This is a genomic window from Bacillus sp. JZ109 (genome assembly GCF_053903135.1).
On record NZ_CP096388.1, the window covers coordinates 3559375 to 3575451 of the forward strand.

Here is a 16077-nt window from a genome sequence, read left to right on the forward strand (position 1 = left end):
GATGTGCCGGATCGCTTTTTTATTTACAGGTTGTCTGCCTTTATGCTTTTGATTAGTCGTTGTTGCGGGCGTTTCCGCCTTTTGAGCCAATTTCTTGGTAGAATTCTTTATCATGATTTTTGCTTGTTGCCTCTCCGCCTTTTCGGCCGATTTCTTGATAGAATTCTTTGTCATGGTTTTCGCTAGTGGCTTCTCCGCCTTTTTCACCGATTTCTTGATAGAACTCTTTGTCATGATTTTCGCTTGTGGCTTCTCCGCCTTTTTCACCGATTTCTTGATAGAATTCTTTGTCATGATTTTTGCTTGTGGCTTCTCCGCCTTTTTTCCCAATCTCTTGATAGAATTCTTTGTCATGGTTCTTGCTTGTTGTTTCTCCGCCTTTTCTACCTGCTTCTTCTCTGCTCATTTTGTTATCGTCTGCCATTTTGAATTCCTCCTTTAATTGGTGTTGGTTGTTGTATTCCCGCTATCAATTCTTTTAAACAAACAAAACACATTGGGTGTGTTTCCACTAAAAAAAGCAGGCGGATCGCGGTGTCCGTCTGCTTTCTGCTATTCCATCTCTCGTTCTGTTTCTTTCAGTCGTTCAAGAATGCGCCTCTTTTTGTACAGCATCATGCCTGTCTCGGTAATGTCGTTTAATGTTGAGCGATTGGCAGCGGCGCCAAAAACCATTCCGGCAACCGGCACCATCTGGAAAAGTTTTTTCCAGCCAAACGTGTCTCGATAGCCTAAAACAACTTCTCGCCAGCCTTGGATTTGAGAAGCGACATTCTTATATGTACGGTCTTGATCGTAGTGTTTTAATTCTTGCAAAATCGATCTTTTGCCGACAACATCAGCCGACGTCAGCTGCAGACATTTCACAATGAAGACGCGTTCTTTTTTCTCCTTTGGGTCATAGCCGTATGCGACTGCGATATCCTGTAATGTTTTTAGTGATAAGCCAAGCACTGCCGGAATGTCTGCCGCCAGCGTAAACACGCCGCCCACACCGGTTGTCGCGCCTTGAACGGTTGCTGCGTTGGTTCTGTTTTTGCCCATTCCTTCCGCAATTTCATCCATGACAGGAAGAGGAGCTTTCCGGATGTCCTCCAGCGATTCAAAGATCTCCCCCGGCAGTTTCTTTTGAAACATCCTGATAATCTGTTTTTCAGATGTCAGGTACTGTCCGCCTGTTTGAACAAAGCTGCCGACCTCATCCAAGAGCTTGCCGATCTTTTTCTGGATGAATTCTGGTGTCAGCTTGTCCAGGAGTTGAAACGGGAGACGGCTGAGCTTTTCCCAAAACCAGACTTTTTGCTGATCTTTTTCCCATTTCTCTATCTCTTTTAATTGCTGATGTAAGTCTTCTTTTCGTTCTGTTGGCACCCAATCCGCACTTCCCTTCCGTTTTTTCTACTATATAGTATACCTTCATTTTTTCGGATGCGTTTTTATTTTTCACCTGCGGGTACCATTTTTATAAAAGGAAAAGGAGTGATGGACATGCCTTGGTCGATGAAGGATTATCCTGCTTCATTAAAAAATCTTGAGAAGCCGGTGAGAAAAAAGGCGATAGACATTGCGAATGCGATGATTGATGAAGGCTATGAGGAAGGGCGCGCGATTCCAATTGCGACAAGCAAAGCGAAGGAATGGGCGGAAAACGCCTCTACAGATGAAATTGATGATTTCCTGACGCATGATGATGAGACAGAACGCGATGCTGATCCAAGCAGCGGCAGCGGCCCCGAGCTCATGAACAAAGCAGAACATGTTATTAAGCATAAAAAAGGCTGGGCAGTCAAAGCCGAGGGCGCCAAACGCGTGTCTGAAATCAAGGATACAAAGAAAGAAGCGATTGAACGGGCAAAGGAAATCGCGGCGCATAAAGGCACTGAGGTCATTGTTCATTTAGCTGACGGCAGTGTGCAGAGAAAGATTAAAACAGGATCATAAAGGAATATGCTTTTAAGTGTTTCGAAATGATCAGGAGCGGTTATTGATTGGTAAATCATTTATGAGAGGTGATCATGATGCTTAGCTTTTTGGTTTCATTAGTTGTTGCTATTGTTATCGGATTAATTGGGAGCGCCATTGTAGGAAACCGGCTGCCGGGAGGAATTTTCGGCTCTATGATTGCCGGGCTGATCGGCGCTTGGATTGGGCACGGACTTCTTGGCACATGGGGACCGAGCCTCGCCGGCTTTGCTATTTTCCCGGCCATCATCGGGGCAGCCATCTTCGTATTCTTGCTGGGCCTTATATTCCGCGGGCTGCGGAAGGAAGCCTAGACTCATTAGATACAGAAGGCATCGTTTCGAACTGAAACGATGTCTTTTTATATGGGACCTTATCCCGAATCCCTACATATCATGTTACATAACAGGGAAAAATTCAGAAGTGTATTTTGAACATTTTCGGTTGACAAGAAACCGGGATGGTCATATGATGTAGATAAAATAATTTGCCTTAAGGAAACTCTTTGTTGTACGGCAAAAACAAACAGAATTCAGGTGAGACATGATGAACAAGGACATCACAGCACAATCTCCCCGTTCCAAAGCCGTCCAAGATGCGCTTGACGGGAAAATCAGAGGATTCAGAGGGCTGCTCCCTTTTCTCGGCCCTGCATTTATAGCAGCCATTGCCTATATTGATCCCGGCAACTTCGCAACGAATATTTCGGCGGGTTCTAAATACGGATATATGCTCTTATGGGTGATCTTATTTTCTAATATCATGGCCCTTTTAATTCAATCCCTATCCGCCAAACTCGGTATTGCGACAGGCAAAAATCTGCCTGAGGTTGCCCGTGAAGAATTCCCGAAGCCTGTCTCGATCGGATTATGGATTCAGGGCGAGCTGGTCATTATCGCAACTGATCTGGCGGAATTTATCGGAGCGGCTCTGGGACTGTATTTGCTGTTCGGCATTCCGATGCTTGAAGCGTCTATTATAGCTGCGATCGGTTCTTTCGCGATATTGGAGCTTCAGCGCCGCGGTTACCGCTCACTTGAAGCCGGTATTGCCGGTATGCTGTTTGTGGTCGTGATCGCCTTTGCGCTGCAGACCTTTTTCGCAAAGCCTGATGCCGTGTCAGTGATGAAGGGCCTTTTTGTCCCGGCGTTTCATGGCACCGACAGTGTGCTTCTTGCAGCGGGTATTCTTGGCGCAACTGTTATGCCGCACGCCATTTATTTACACTCTGCCCTTACACAACGGCGGGTGGTTGGCAAAACTGATGCAGAACGGAAAAAAATCTTTAGGTTTGAATTTATTGATATTTTAATAGCGATGCTGATTGCAGGGGCTATTAATGCAAGTATGCTGATTGTGGCTGCTGCATTATTCTTCAAAAACGGCCTGTTTGTTGAGGATCTTGACGTCGCATTTCAGCAATTCGGACATCTTGTCAGCCCTATGTCTGCGGCTTTATTCGGGATCGGGCTGCTCGTTGCCGGTCTATCCAGTTCGTCTGTCGGCACACTTTCAGGCGACGTGATTATGCAAGGATTTATCAACTACCGCATTCCGCTGTATGTACGGCGATTTATCACGATTATTCCGCCGATCTTGATCATCGCGTCAGGTGTTAATCCGACGACCGCTCTCGTACTGAGCCAGGTCGTGCTGTCCTTCGGGATCGCCTTTGCCCTCATTCCGCTTATTATGTTTACAAGCAATAAACGGATCATGGGATCTCTGATCAACGCCAAATGGGTCACAGTGGTGTCTTGGCTGATTGCTGTATTGATCGTTGCTTTGAATGTGTTTTTAATTGTAGATACGTTTCGATAAAAAACCGGCTTCTAAAGCCGGTTTTTATTTTTTCGCAAAAGCTCATTGATACCCTTTTTGACAGAAATTTGTTATGATAGAAGAAAAATCGGAGTTTTGATGATGTCAGTATTTATTCTGTTTTATTTGTGGATTGTTCCTATTGTTATCGGCATTTTATGTTCTGTTGCTGCCCATAGATCCAAGGGAAAAATGAGAGTCGCGCCCGGCATTGCCATGATCGTGCTCAGTATCATTTCCTTAATCACGGCGTTTACGGCCGGACACACAAATTTCCACGTGTTTATCGGCGGCATGTTTTTATTCGGCACCTTCTTGGTCGGTTCTGCTTTTCCTTTCTTTTTCGGGCTGAAGAAAAAAGAGAAATAAGCTTATAATGAGAAGAGTTCTGTAAGATTTGATAAGAATAAGCATGCAAGGACAAATGCATCTTCCTTTGAAACAAGATGCATTTGTCCTTTTGTCTGTTTCGAGTATGGCGAAATCAGTTCCTAATACATACACCGATCATTTTATGAATTCAAACATGCTATAGCTGAAAATACGTTTGTTTCCAACAAAAAACAGAGGCCTTTTGGGGCCTCTGTTTTTTTAGAATAACCGTTTCAAACTTTTCTTCAGTGACGGCATTTCAAATTTTTGGTTTTCGAAGAAGTTTTTCAGCATGTACTTGCTAAAGCCTTTCGCCTGCCCGTAGGTGATTTTGCCAGGCAGCGGCGGTTCGTTTCCAATCATGACATCCACAACAACAGGTTGGTCAGAGTGCAGCGCCTCATGGAATGCCGGCGCAAGCTCTTCCGCTTTGGTCACTTTGATGCCTTTTGCTCCGCAGCTTTCTGCAAATGCGGCATAGTCGACATTTTGAAGTTTTGTGACATAGTCGATATTGCCTTTGACCTGCTGCTCGTACTCAATCATGCCAAGATTTTCATTGTTTAAAATGACGACTGTGATCGGGAGCTTATATTTGACAGCGGTCGGAAGATCCTGCATGACCATGGAAAATCCCCCGTCACCACAGACAGCGATCGCCTGGCGTTCCGATTCGGACAAGCTTGCGGCGATCGCTCCCGGCAGGCCGCAGCCCATTGTCGCAAGCCAGCTGGAGACGATGAAATCCTGGTTCGCGTTCATTTTGAAATGACGCGCCATCCAGACTGTCACAGTGCCGACATCGACAGAGAGCACCGCATCATCGGCTGCCGCTTCCTGAAGACGGGCCACGACCTGCTGAGGTTTAAGCGGTGTTGTTGCCTCTGTCTCATCTTTTTCAATTTCGTTCCACCAATGCTGCATATGTTCTGTGCAGGCATTCAGGAATCTTCTGTCTTCCTTGCGTTCAATATACTCTGTCAATTCGCGCAGACCGAGAGCCGAATCGCAGACAAGGCCCGCTGTCACCGGATACCGTTTTCCGATTTTTGCCGGGTCTGAATCGAGCTGGATTGCCGGCGTGTCATCAGGCAAATAATCACGGTACGGGAATGATGTTCCGAGCATGATTAATAAATCACATTCCTCCATTGCCTCGTAAGCCGGCTTTGTTCCGATCTGCCCGAGGTTGCCGAGAAAATGCGGGTGCTTATCGGGAACGACACCTTTTGCCGGGAGTGTAACAACGATCGGAGCGGCGGCTTTGTCCGCAAATTCTAAGAGCTCCCGTTTCGCCTTTTTCATTCCCTGCCCTGCCAGGATAATCGGTTTCTTAGCGTTATTAATATATTGGGCGCAGGTGACGAGCTGTTCTTTTTTCGGTTCAAGGTTCCCTTCAATATACACCGGTGAAGTATACACGGGCTCCCGTTTGATTTTCTCCGCAAACAAATCATCTGACACGCTCAATACCGCAACGCCTTTTTTGCTGTAGGCGGTCCTGATCGCCTGATTTAAGAGATCCGGAAGTGATTCTGCGCTATGTACCTCTCTGTTGAACACAGCCACGTCCTCAAACATTTGCTCCAGCTTAATCTCCTGGAAATAGTCCCGTCCGACTTCGCCAGAAGAAACCTGTCCTGCAATCGCAAGCACAGGGGCGCCGTCCGCTTTTGCATCATATAAACCATTTAATAAGTGCACCGCTCCCGGCCCTGCGATTGACAGACAGACTCCGATCTTGCCGGTGAGTTTTGCTTCAGCTGCGGCTGCCAGTGCCGCTACCTCTTCGTGGCGGGTTTGAATGAACTTCAGTTGATTTCTTTCGTGTCTTAATTCTTCAATAAACTCATTTATACTGTCTCCGGGGATGCCGTATACATGATCAACTCCCCATTGCTCAAGCAGCTCTGTCATTACTTGTCCTGCAGTTTTATGTGCCATAACGTATCCTCCTTTTTCCTTTTTTCAATACCACAGGAGAAAGGCTTTAAAACCCGGAGACCTGAATCACTTGCCAAGTCTTCTTTTCAACAGGTCGATCGCCGCGAGCAACCCTCTATCCTTGACGGTGACATTTACATCTTGAGCGCCGTTCTTGAAATCATTGATCTGCCTTTTTCGATTCGGCACCATAAAAAGCGGCAAACGCCCCGGGGAAACCCACTTTAATCCCGCTGTCTCTGTGCCGTCAGCCACTGCTTGTCCGCCTGTTATGCTTCCGAAAAACAGATGCTGTTCATCTTGAAACTTTGGCCTTTGGTAAACACCTATTTTCGCAGAAAGCGCTGCATTGTATCCCGTTTCTTCCAATACCTCCCGCACTGCCGCTTCCTCAGCCGATTCCCCGGGATCAACCTTGCCGCCCGGCAAATCCCATAGAGGGACATCTTTTCGTTTCACCAGCAGAATTTGCTGACTTTCGTTCAATACGATCACAAAAGCACCTTGTGTATACACCGCCATACCTCCTTTTCACGCAAAAAAGGACCAAGGTGATTCCCTTGGTCCTAGAGCTTTACTTTTTAAAATGATACGGCAGTGTGGCAACCATTATGTCCTTTTTCCAGAACAGCCGGACTCTGAGGAGGAAGGCCGATTGGTTGTGAAGGATGGTGTGCCAGCGTTTTTTCGTTATAAATTGCGGAAACAGCACCATAACGGAAAACTGCTCCTTCTTCGCTTTTGCCTCAACTGTTTCCAAAAACTTATCAAACGGATGGACAAGGCTTCTGTACGAGGAGTGAAGCGTAACGAGACGCACGCCGTTATTAAGCTCTTCCCAGCGTTTTTCGAATTTCTTTTCCTGTTCTCTGTCAAATGACACGTGAACGGCGATCACTTGATCGGACAGTGATTTCGCATAGTGAATCGATTTTTGCACGACGGTGGTGACACCGGCCACAGGCACAATCACAACGGTGCCTTTGATTTCTTCCGGCTCTTTGTCTACGATGCGAAGCTGTTCACCAACCGCTGTATAGTGATTTTTAATCGCAAAAAACAGCAAAACGACGATAGGCATAAAGATTAACACAGGCCATACGACATTAAACTTCGTCACAAACAGAATGGATAGAACCATAAACGATATCAGAGCACCGCAGGAGTTGATCAGCATTTTTCCGATCCAGCCTTTTGGTTTTTGCTTGATCCATTTCATGCACATGCCGGTTTGTGAAAGCGTAAATGGAATAAATACGCCCACAGCATATAACGGGATTAAGTGCTCCGTCTGTCCTCCGAATAAGATAATGAGAACAATGGAGGCAAAGCCTAAAAAGATAATCCCATTTGAGAAGCCTAAGCGGTCGCCCCTGACTGTAAACATTCGCGGCATATACTGGTCTCTCGCCAGGTTGAAGGCAAGCTGCGGGAAGGCTGAAAATCCCGTATTTGCCGCAAGAACCAAAATAAGCGATGTGACACCTTGGATGACATAGTAGAACACATTCCGTCCGAAGGTTTCGGACGCAATTTGTGAAACCACTGTTTCATCAGGCTTCGGCGCCGTACCATACCCGTACGCGAGCACCGTGATGCCGGAAAACAGAATCGCCAGCAAAATCCCCATCATCGCAAGCGTTCTTGCCGCGTTTCGCGCAGGCGGGTTTTTGAATGCAGGTATCGCGTTAGAAATGGCCTCAACCCCGGTCAACGCTGAGCATCCGGAGGAAAAAGCCTTAAGCAGCAAAAACAGCGTAATGCCGGCTACTGGTGTGCCCAGCGGTGTATGATGGGCTGGCTGGTCTATTTGTCCTGTCATGAGTTTAAACAACCCGACTGCAATGAGAACCAAAAGCGCCACCACAAACAGATAAACCGGGTAGGCAAGAATGGATGCCGATTCCGAAAGACCGCGCAGGTTCAAAATCATAATCACTAACACGAGAAAAATAGCGATCGGCACATGATAATCATGCAATGCAGGAAAGGCTGACGTGATGGCGTCCGTGCCTGCGGAAATACTTACCGCTACTGTTAAAATATAATCAACAAGCAATGAACCGCCCGCAATCAATCCCGGTTTTTCACCGAGATTTTCTTTAGAAACGACATACGCCCCGCCGCCCTGCGGATAAGCGTAAATAATTTGCCTGTATGAAAGAATCAGCGCGAGCAGTAATATGAGAACGCCAACCGCAATCGGAATGGAGTACCAAAATGCGGCAGCACTGATTGTTGCCAAAATGATTAGAATTTGTTCTGTCCCATATGCAACAGATGACAGCGCATCTGAGGAAAGCATAGCCAAGGCTTTTAATTTCGTCAGTTTTTGCTCTCCAGCTGCTTGGGATTTTAGTGGTTTCCCAATCAAAAAACGTTTGATTGAATGATACATCGATGTCTTCCCCTTTTAATTTCTCATTTTTCAATTAAAACAATAAAACATCAGTGTCTTGCTCTCACATGTTGTTGATAGTCCTTTCTGCTATGATGTCTCTGTATGCGATTTGCATTCAAAAATGAACAACAAAAAACACAGAGGCAAACGGATGCCCCTGTGCCATAACATCGAACACAGGTTTCATTCATCTCCTCTCACGAACGCTTACGAGGTTAGCTGACGGATTCGGGCATATGAGAGTTAGCCCTACCTAAAAAGGATTCACCCCAACGGCAAAAAGCCGTTCTATTGGGTCCCCCGCTCTGATTTCAGATTAAGCGATTTGTTTTCTAAAAGAGATCATACTCCCGTTCCCGCACGTTGTAAAGAGGCTTATTGGCTGAGAGAAAAAAATAAAATGACAGGTTCCACAAATGGAATTTACTTACCAAAAATAAAAAAACAGAGGCTAAAATCGCCTCTGTTTTATTCTGTATCTGTCTTTCTTTTTCTGCGTCTTACGGCAATCCAAATGAACACTGCCGCAACCACCATAATGAGTGCCAGCACACCAATATACATCCATTTCTGGCTATGATCCTGTGTTGGTTGTTCTGCATCGGAACTGTTTGTTTCCGATTTGAGCTGCTGGTGGTTTGTAAACACCTGCTGGCTGTTTGTTTCATTAAGGACGGTTGCCGACTCATCGTTGCTGTTCAGATAACTGATGATCTCTTTTGTGACAGCCGTGCCATCTCCTTTTGACGGTGCAAAGACAGCCATTGTATAGCGTGAATCCCAAACCGATGCTTGGGTAAATACCACTTGTTTTGTCGTCTCATTCAGCATCTCGAAACCAGATACATCAAACGATCCGTTCTTTTCCTGCGGCACAAGCAGATCTGATGATTTCTCCTTCAGAAGAGAAAATTGATTGATCCCTCCTATGAAAATGAGGTTTCGTCCTTTTGCATCATTTGCTGTAACGTCAGATGATTTCTTTACCGTATATGAATGCTGTGCTTCGCTGCCAAAGGATTCCGTCACGAGAGAAAGCTCCTCTAGCTTCGATTGGCTTACGGTGTCAGGAAGCACGATTAACGTTGTTTGATCCTGGTTTCCGGCGTAAGGCAGCGGCCACTCTTGAAAATCCGCTGACGGAGACATGCCTTTGATGGCGTATGATAATGTACTATTTTTATCGATAAAAACCCACTTTTCTTCATCAGTGGTGTTGCAAGGGTTGTTTTCCTTTAAACCGGTCGTGACGAACTGAATATCAATGTAGCGTTTTTTTTGCAGCAGCTTAGGGTCCACTTTCACTGTGACATGATAGAATCCGTTTTTATCTTCTTTTCCTAATTCATCAAGCCGGACCGAGTGCGGCTGGCCGTTGATCATCACTTTCAGTTCTGCGGCCTGAGAGACTGACTCGTTTTCAGCCGTTGAGGCTTGAATCGTTTCAGACTTTTTCAGTTTAAGCGACAGCTTCGCCAATTGGTTTTCATCTAAAACAGCCGAAGCCGGATAAAAATAATGTGCTGAAGATGTTTTGTCAGCTCCAATTGTGATATCGCCCGCTCCAAAATTCTCAAGGGTCAGCTTATCGCTTTCTTTTTTTTCAGTCTGCTGAAGCTTGCTGATTGAAAGTGTATCGCCGCTGAGCTGGCCTGTGTATGTCTGATCTGTCATCACGCTGATTTTTTTAGTGAGCGCGTCCTCGGACGCTGCTTGCGCAAACAGAACCGGCTGCTGTTTGCCCTCTGCTTTCAGCACCCGCTCCGCAAGCAGAAGGTTTTCTCCTTTTGCCTGTAGTCCGGCTTGTTTCAACAGGTTTTTCACTTTGCCGTTCCAATGCTTGTCCACGCCGATAACAATCGTCGGCTTATCGATTTTTTTCAGTTCAGATTCCGTGACATACGCAATACTGACACTGCTGTCCACCGTTTTCAAATAGCCTTCTGTTTTAACAGCAGCTTCTATTTCTGCTGAACTTGGGTTATCCGGAATAATGATAGCTGTTTCTTCCGCTGTATTTCCAGATTGGGCGAAAGGATACGGATAATGGTCCAGCGACGTTCCCTTCGCTTCACTGCTGTCAGCAAGTGTCAGCCGGCTGTCCGGATAAATTTTGATCCAGTTGCCTGATGTATCCTGTCTGACGCACACGCCCTCTTTCATTACGCCGTAGAATTTCAACGATACGTTGTGATAGCCTTGCGCAGACTGGCTTTTATTCAGATTCAGCTTCACTGTTTTCCGTTTGGAATCACCATCAAGCTTTAACGTCTTGACCGGTTCATCATCAATGACAGCCGTTAACGATGATGGAGAAATTAAAAGATTTGATGCCTCGTATTCGATTACCAATTGCTGATTGCCTGAAGAAGCGCCTGCCGGGATCTGATACGTCAGCTCTGCGCTGTCTTTTGATCCATACAGTGTAATCAGCTCGCTTGTCAGCACCTGCTGTTTGGCTTGTTCTTGGCTGCTTTTCCCGAGGAGCGAACCGCTGACCTGTACGTCTTTGGCAAGAGCCGTTTGTCCAGTCATCGCCAGCAGCATGAAGCTTGTGAGAAAAATCATTATTTGTTTCAAAAAGGTCACCCGCTTTTATGTTGATTGTATCGTTCTGTCTTGTACCATTTGACCTCTTGCTTGAATAAACGGTGCTTGATTTCTACGAATAAAGAGTAAATAACAAGCACAATCCATGCCTGCGAGTATGTGAAGTACATGAGAAATACGATAAAAAAGTTTTGCTTGTTCATTTCTGTTTTTTCAATGCTCAACGTAATCATGACCTCTGTCATAAATAAGAAAAATGCCAAAATCCAGAGAATCATTGCCAAAAATCCAACCGATAAATGCAAATCATAAAACAAATTCACAACAAAAATCGTATTCGACATGATCACGCCAAAGAAAAACAGGAAGTACGTAAAGAAAAAATAAAACAAATCAAAGATAATCCGTTTTCGTTTCAGCTTAAAAAACTGCGCCAAAAATTTGAGCACGACATATTGATTGCCGCGCGCCCATCGGGTGCGCTGGCGCCACCATACCTTCCATGTTTCCGGTTCCTGCTCCCACGTGATGGCGGCAGGGAAAAAGCGGATGTGATAGCCGAGATTATACACCCGGATGGTCAGTTCAGTGTCCTCAGCGAGCGCTTTGTCATCCCAGCCTCCGAGCTTTTCGATAATGCTTCTGCGGATCGCAAAGTTGGTGCCTGGGATCGTGGCGATTTTGAACCACTTCCATCTGCCTCCCTGGGCCATCCACTGAAAACAGATCGTTTCGATATTAATAAACCTCGTCAGCAGCGTCTTTGCCGCATTGATGACGCGGAATTTCCCTACCACGGCGCCTGCCTTTTCGTCATTCATCAGGCCGAGCACGAGGTAATACACGGCCATTTTCTCAGGCGTGTTGTCGGCGTCATACACACAGATCACATCGCCGTTTGATTCGGCAAAACCTGAGTTAAGTGCAGAGGATTTTCCTTTTCCTGCATTTGGCGGCTTCGTAATCACCATTTTGATGAAATCGTATTTCTCGGAAAATTCATTGACGATATCACCCGTCCGGTCTGATGAATTATCGTTAACGACGATAATCTCCAGCCGGTCCTTCGGATAATAAAGGTTGACCATGGCCTTCAGCGTCTGCCGAATCACAACCTCTTCGTTATGCGCCGGGATGAGGACGCTGACCTTCGGCAGTTCCTTCATGTTTTCTCTCCACTTTGGGATATTCCGTTCGAAGGTCATATAGTGGCGAAACCCGCCCTGCATGAGGAACATGTGGTAGAGAAGCATAACCCATATTAAACTTAGCGAGATAAAGAACAGCGTATTACCCAAGGCTTCTTCTCTCCTTAAAAATTCGTTTTTTCAATGTGGCTCTCAAGTAAAACGTATAACTGACAAACATGATGACAAATAAGAGCACAACAGCGGATAGAATCCATAACGCCTTTTCAAGAGGGGTTTGCCGGTGATGATCGAAAAACTCGTCAATGGCGCTTACGCCGTTTTTCACCTGAATCGTTCCGTCACCGCTTGTATGAATTTCCACTTTGTCTGTTTTGACGGTTTGTTTCGTTTTCTTTAAATCAAGCCATTCACTGTCTGGAATGCGTTCCATCTGATCAACCAGCTCCGGCAGATATTTCATCCCAAGGTACGGGTGATAAAATCCACCGGCTACTCCGCCTTCAAAATCAATCATCTGGGAGATGTACTCTTCCATCTCACCGAGCGGGTTTTGCTTCGATGTGTCGACAAAACCGATCGTTTCCGGATAAAGCGTCATTCCGTGCAACATCGAAGGAGCAGTCACAAACGGAGGTGCACCGGATGTTTTCCATGTTGTGCTGCTGAGCTGGACCTGGCCGAAAATGCTTGTAAAATACTGCGAGGCGATTTGATAGCCATATTCGGACATCGTGTAATGCGGCGCTTCAAACGCCAGCGGGTAAAGACCCGATGATGTCAAATCCTCAATGGCACGCGTCAGTTTTTGTTTTGTATACGTTTCTTCCTTTTCCCGAAATGGTTCAAGATAGCTGTGATAGGCTTGTTCGTTCGGGAAGTCCTGTTCTTTCTCCAAAATGGATGGGGGGTCTTCGGCATTTCCGGATGTAATCGGCTGATCCGCCTTTGCATCCCAAAATTCAAAGCCCTCTCCTGTTTCACTGTAGCGATAAGCGTGAGTATAGCCGTGAACAATGATACTGCCGCCCATGCTTTGCAGCTTTTTCAGCACCTTGACCATCTTCGGTTTATCAGACAAATACACTTTGTCACCTGTTTCCGGATTCAAGTAAACCGGAATGACCGCCAGGATAAAAGGAATATGCCGCTTATGCAGGTATGTACCGGCTTGAAGCAGCAGTTTTTCATCAGACATCGGGCTGATATCCTCGAGACGCAAATACAATAACGTCGTCCCCGCCTTCTCTCCGAAAGCTTCTCTGAGCTGTTTCGCCACGATCAAATTGTCATTTAACAAATTTGTTAATCCAATGTACACATTCCCTTTTTTTGTTTTCCATATAAAAGAATGCGTTGTGCCGTCATCAGCTTTGAAGGTGTAAAGCGCCGTTCCTTTCAGGCCTGATATGCTCAGCACGTTAAGCCCGCTTTCCAGAGACACATCGGCCTTTTCCGACCTGCTGTGAACCTGAAACACATTTTCTTTGCGGGCTAATGAAAGCCCGGAAAATTGGTTGATTTGGCCTGCGTTATAGCCAATGGCGACAACCGGGTTTTTTACGCCGCTGATAAGAGACAGCAATTTTTTGCTGAGCTTTCTTTTCGTTTGGCCGTAATAAATCACATGGTCTTTCCCTTTGAAATCCGACGCTTCAACGTCTGAATCTTTTTTGACTGTCACATGGGATGTAAAGTGACCCGCAAGCAAATCGAGCATTTTGACTTGTGACGACTCTTTGCCGTCCAAGGTTGAGTAGATGATGAGAATGCCGGCATCCTGATCTTTCGCTTGCGCAGAAACGGGAAAAGTCGCAATAGCTAAAAATAGAAGCATCATGACGCATAGCAATGTGATTCCTTTATAGTTCATTCATCATCATCTCGTTTTCCAGTTCTTCTAAAAATTGATCAGCTGTTTTGATATCGTTGCGGTAGGGCAAATAGCAAACGTGGAACGTAAGCGACACATACTTTCCATTTTCCAGCTGATATGTATCCAATTGTTTCTTCAGCTTGGTCAGAACGGCCGGCATATGTTCAGCAGGCGTGTGCGTCAGCACGATCCCGATACGCTCGTCAGAGGGACGGAATTTCTTATCCGTTTCCCGAACGCTTGTCCTGATTTGCTGACCGACATATTGGAAGAGGCGGTCCGTTTCTTTTTCACCGTACAAAGACTTAAACTCTTTGAAATAATGCATATGGAGCAGCAAAAACACAAAAGAATTGCCATAGCGCTCCGCCCGCTTGATTTCTTCTGAAAGTTCCAGCTTCATCCTTTGCTTGTTATCAAAACCGGTCACTCTGTCAACAGCAACAAAGCTTTTGATTTCGGATTGAAGCCGTGTCATTGAGCGCCGAAGCTCTGCCGTAATATCGTGGATTCGTCCAGAAATAAAAGAAAACAGCAAAAGCGCGATTCCCCACACGACAAGCATTCGCAGCCCTTCCTCAGCCGGAAAGAGCGATGTCTGTCCAGTCTGGAAAAACATCATTAAGGTGCCGAGAACAAAGAGTACGATTAAGGTCACTGCCAGCGCGTAAATCGGGCCGAACCAGATGCCTGCGGCGATGACGACAAATGTGATGCAAAGGATCAGAGCACCTTCCGATTGCTGGGCTAACACATAATAAATAAACAGAGACAGGGCCGCGATGAGCCCTGAAAAATAAGCAAATAATTTATGTGATTCACTGAATGATATTTTCATTAAAAAGCTTCCTTTCGGCTAACAGCGGCAGCAGATTGTCAAATGAATGCGTCTGAGTGCCGCTCATATAGCCTCCATAATACGATTTCACCGGATCATGAATTTCAAAGTCATTCATTCTGTCATATATGGCTTTGATGACAGAACTGTTTTCATGCTGTTTTGTCAAAAACAATACGGCTAATGCATATACGGATGGAGACTCATATTGGACGGCAGGCTCCTTCGTATCTGCCGAATACCGCCCGTACAGCTTTCCGTTTTTCTGAAATTCCTGCTTGATCCAGTCCGCTAAAACAGATGCTTTTTCATCCCCTTCCGGCAAATGCCAAGCAGTGTAAAGCTGATCAATCAGGTTGATTTCACTGTCGTATGTGTATTCCTTCGTCTCCGAGCTGTATGTTTTCGGCAGAAAGCCATTTTTTAAAGGAGCTGAATAGAGAACATTGGCATTCCGCTGTTCTGTGTCTTCGTCTATGATTCCATTCTTCTTTAAGACAGCTAAGGCGTCAGGCATGACGTATGAAAGCGTCACATCCTTTGAAGCGGCCTGTGAGTCGTAATAGTCTGTAAATAACCCATTGTTCATATTGTATGTCTTCAAAGACGTGCCGATATCCCTAGCCGTTTGCGCGTAGTCGCTGCGGCCCCATTTTGCGGCGGCTTGGTCAAGAGACAGCATAATTCTCATATCATCTATCAGCGCATTCGTCCCGCTCGCTTGGCCATTTTGAATCTTCCACGTCACCAAGTGATTGCTCAGCAGAAATGAATCAGTCAGATGCTGATATTGATCCTGGAAATGCGGTGCGTCATTTTTGCTGAGCAGAAACTCCATCCACAGGCCGAGAGATTCCGACAAGTAAGAAGGCTGGTCTGAAAAATCGGTTTTGATCAGCCCTTGGTCATTCATTAAATTGTGATAGATGAAATATTCCGCCGGCTGGAGCGGGCTGGCATTCACTTCTGTTGCCGACTGATTTTGGGTCTTGTTTCCAGCTTCAGCACACCCTGCGGAAAGTCCGATAGATAAGAAGAATAAGATGACAGCAATTAGTACATGCCTCACAGGCAAATCCCCCTTTGTCGCCTGAAGCAAATCAGACGCTCACAAATAGTTATAGACGAAAATATGACTGCCACGTTACAAAGTACATTTACTATA

General features: G+C 45.8%; 15 protein-coding genes and 1 riboswitch. Of the genes, 5 read left to right on the top strand and 10 right to left on the bottom strand.

Features of this window, described 5'->3' with window-relative positions; genetic code table 11:
* Nucleotides 1-52: 52 nt before the first annotated feature.
* On the bottom strand, nucleotides 53-424 hold the full coding sequence (gene gsiB, locus M1D94_RS18805; protein WP_003234357.1) for a glucose starvation-inducible protein GsiB: 372 nt from the start codon (nucleotides 422-424) through the stop codon (nucleotides 53-55).
* A 128-nt stretch (nucleotides 425-552) separates the two neighbouring features.
* Nucleotides 553-1371 (bottom strand): EcsC family protein, encoded by an 819-nt coding sequence (locus tag M1D94_RS18810; protein ID WP_015715265.1) that lies wholly within the window; start codon nucleotides 1369-1371, stop codon nucleotides 553-555.
* A 117-nt stretch (nucleotides 1372-1488) separates the two neighbouring features.
* Here M1D94_RS18810 and M1D94_RS18815 point away from each other — a divergent pair, with 117 nt between their 5' ends.
* From M1D94_RS18815 to M1D94_RS18835, 5 genes are all read left to right on the top strand, one after another.
* Nucleotides 1489-1941: a DUF2188 domain-containing protein gene (locus tag M1D94_RS18815; RefSeq protein WP_003246574.1), complete on the top strand. Its 453-nt coding sequence runs from the start codon at nucleotides 1489-1491 to the stop codon at nucleotides 1939-1941.
* Nucleotides 1942-2018: 77 nt separating this feature from the next.
* A complete protein-coding gene (locus M1D94_RS18820) occupies nucleotides 2019-2276 on the top strand; it encodes a GlsB/YeaQ/YmgE family stress response membrane protein (protein ID WP_003246519.1) in 258 nt (85 codons plus the stop codon).
* Between the two features lie 229 nt (nucleotides 2277-2505).
* Nucleotides 2506-3783, top strand: a complete 1278-nt coding sequence (locus M1D94_RS18825; protein ID WP_032680356.1) for an Nramp family divalent metal transporter — start codon at nucleotides 2506-2508, stop codon at nucleotides 3781-3783.
* Between the two features lie 102 nt (nucleotides 3784-3885).
* Nucleotides 3886-4152, top strand: a complete 267-nt coding sequence (locus M1D94_RS18830; RefSeq protein WP_021481716.1) for a hypothetical protein — start codon at nucleotides 3886-3888, stop codon at nucleotides 4150-4152.
* Between the two features lie 28 nt (nucleotides 4153-4180).
* Nucleotides 4181-4318 (top strand): hypothetical protein, encoded by a 138-nt coding sequence (locus M1D94_RS18835; RefSeq protein ID WP_050496044.1) that lies wholly within the window; start codon nucleotides 4181-4183, stop codon nucleotides 4316-4318.
* A gap of 56 nt (nucleotides 4319-4374) precedes the next feature.
* On the opposite strand, the gene M1D94_RS18840 is transcribed toward M1D94_RS18835, so the two are convergent.
* The 8 genes from M1D94_RS18840 to M1D94_RS18875 form a co-directional block, all read right to left on the bottom strand.
* Entirely contained in the window at nucleotides 4375-6099 is a 1725-nt protein-coding gene (locus M1D94_RS18840; protein WP_321541291.1) for a pyruvate oxidase, read from the bottom strand.
* Between the two features lie 66 nt (nucleotides 6100-6165).
* A complete protein-coding gene (mutT, locus tag M1D94_RS18845; protein WP_046160069.1) occupies nucleotides 6166-6615 on the bottom strand; it encodes an 8-oxo-dGTP diphosphatase MutT in 450 nt (149 codons plus the stop codon).
* A gap of 58 nt (nucleotides 6616-6673) precedes the next feature.
* The gene (gene kimA / locus M1D94_RS18850; protein WP_003234374.1) at nucleotides 6674-8497 is read right to left on the bottom strand and encodes a potassium transporter KimA; all 1824 of its coding nucleotides are present in this window, start codon (nucleotides 8495-8497) and stop codon (nucleotides 6674-6676) included.
* 192 nt (nucleotides 8498-8689) lie between these two features.
* Nucleotides 8690-8833: riboswitch (cyclic di-AMP (ydaO/yuaA leader) on the bottom strand.
* 135 nt (nucleotides 8834-8968) lie between these two features.
* Nucleotides 8969-11080 carry a cellulose biosynthesis cyclic di-GMP-binding regulatory protein BcsB gene (locus M1D94_RS18855; RefSeq protein ID WP_095252671.1) on the bottom strand — a complete coding sequence of 704 codons (2112 nt, stop codon included), beginning with the start codon at nucleotides 11078-11080 and terminating at the stop codon, nucleotides 8969-8971.
* A gap of 5 nt (nucleotides 11081-11085) precedes the next feature.
* On the bottom strand, nucleotides 11086-12348 hold the full coding sequence (locus M1D94_RS18860) for a glycosyltransferase family 2 protein (protein WP_014475851.1): 1263 nt from the start codon (nucleotides 12346-12348) through the stop codon (nucleotides 11086-11088).
* A complete protein-coding gene (locus tag M1D94_RS18865) occupies nucleotides 12341-14050 on the bottom strand; it encodes a DUF2334 domain-containing protein (protein ID WP_282627570.1) in 1710 nt (569 codons plus the stop codon). The genes M1D94_RS18860 and M1D94_RS18865 overlap by 8 nt, the downstream gene beginning before the upstream one ends.
* A gap of 10 nt (nucleotides 14051-14060) precedes the next feature.
* Nucleotides 14061-14912, bottom strand: coding sequence for a cyclic-di-GMP receptor EpsK (epsK, locus tag M1D94_RS18870; protein ID WP_282627553.1), 852 nt, complete (start codon nucleotides 14910-14912; stop codon nucleotides 14061-14063).
* Nucleotides 14893-15981 carry a hypothetical protein gene (locus tag M1D94_RS18875; RefSeq protein ID WP_021481724.1) on the bottom strand — a complete coding sequence of 363 codons (1089 nt, stop codon included), beginning with the start codon at nucleotides 15979-15981 and terminating at the stop codon, nucleotides 14893-14895. Before M1D94_RS18875 ends, epsK begins: the two co-directional genes overlap by 20 nt.
* Nucleotides 15982-16077 lie beyond the last annotated feature (96 nt).

Coding starts and splice junctions, on each gene's coding strand:
- gsiB (WP_003234357.1), bottom strand. CDS start 424: ATGGCAGACGATAACAAAATGAGCAGAGAAGAAGCAGGTAGAAAAGGC.
- M1D94_RS18815 (WP_003246574.1), top strand. CDS start 1,489: ATGCCTTGGTCGATGAAGGATTATCCTGCTTCATTAAAAAATCTTGAG.
- M1D94_RS18820 (WP_003246519.1), top strand. CDS start 2,019: ATGCTTAGCTTTTTGGTTTCATTAGTTGTTGCTATTGTTATCGGATTA.
- M1D94_RS18825 (WP_032680356.1), top strand. CDS start 2,506: ATGATGAACAAGGACATCACAGCACAATCTCCCCGTTCCAAAGCCGTC.
- M1D94_RS18830 (WP_021481716.1), top strand. CDS start 3,886: ATGTCAGTATTTATTCTGTTTTATTTGTGGATTGTTCCTATTGTTATC.
- M1D94_RS18840 (WP_321541291.1), bottom strand. CDS start 6,099: ATGGCACATAAAACTGCAGGACAAGTAATGACAGAGCTGCTTGAGCAA.
- kimA (WP_003234374.1), bottom strand. CDS start 8,497: ATGTATCATTCAATCAAACGTTTTTTGATTGGGAAACCACTAAAATCC.
- epsK (WP_282627553.1), bottom strand. CDS start 14,912: ATGAAAATATCATTCAGTGAATCACATAAATTATTTGCTTATTTTTCA.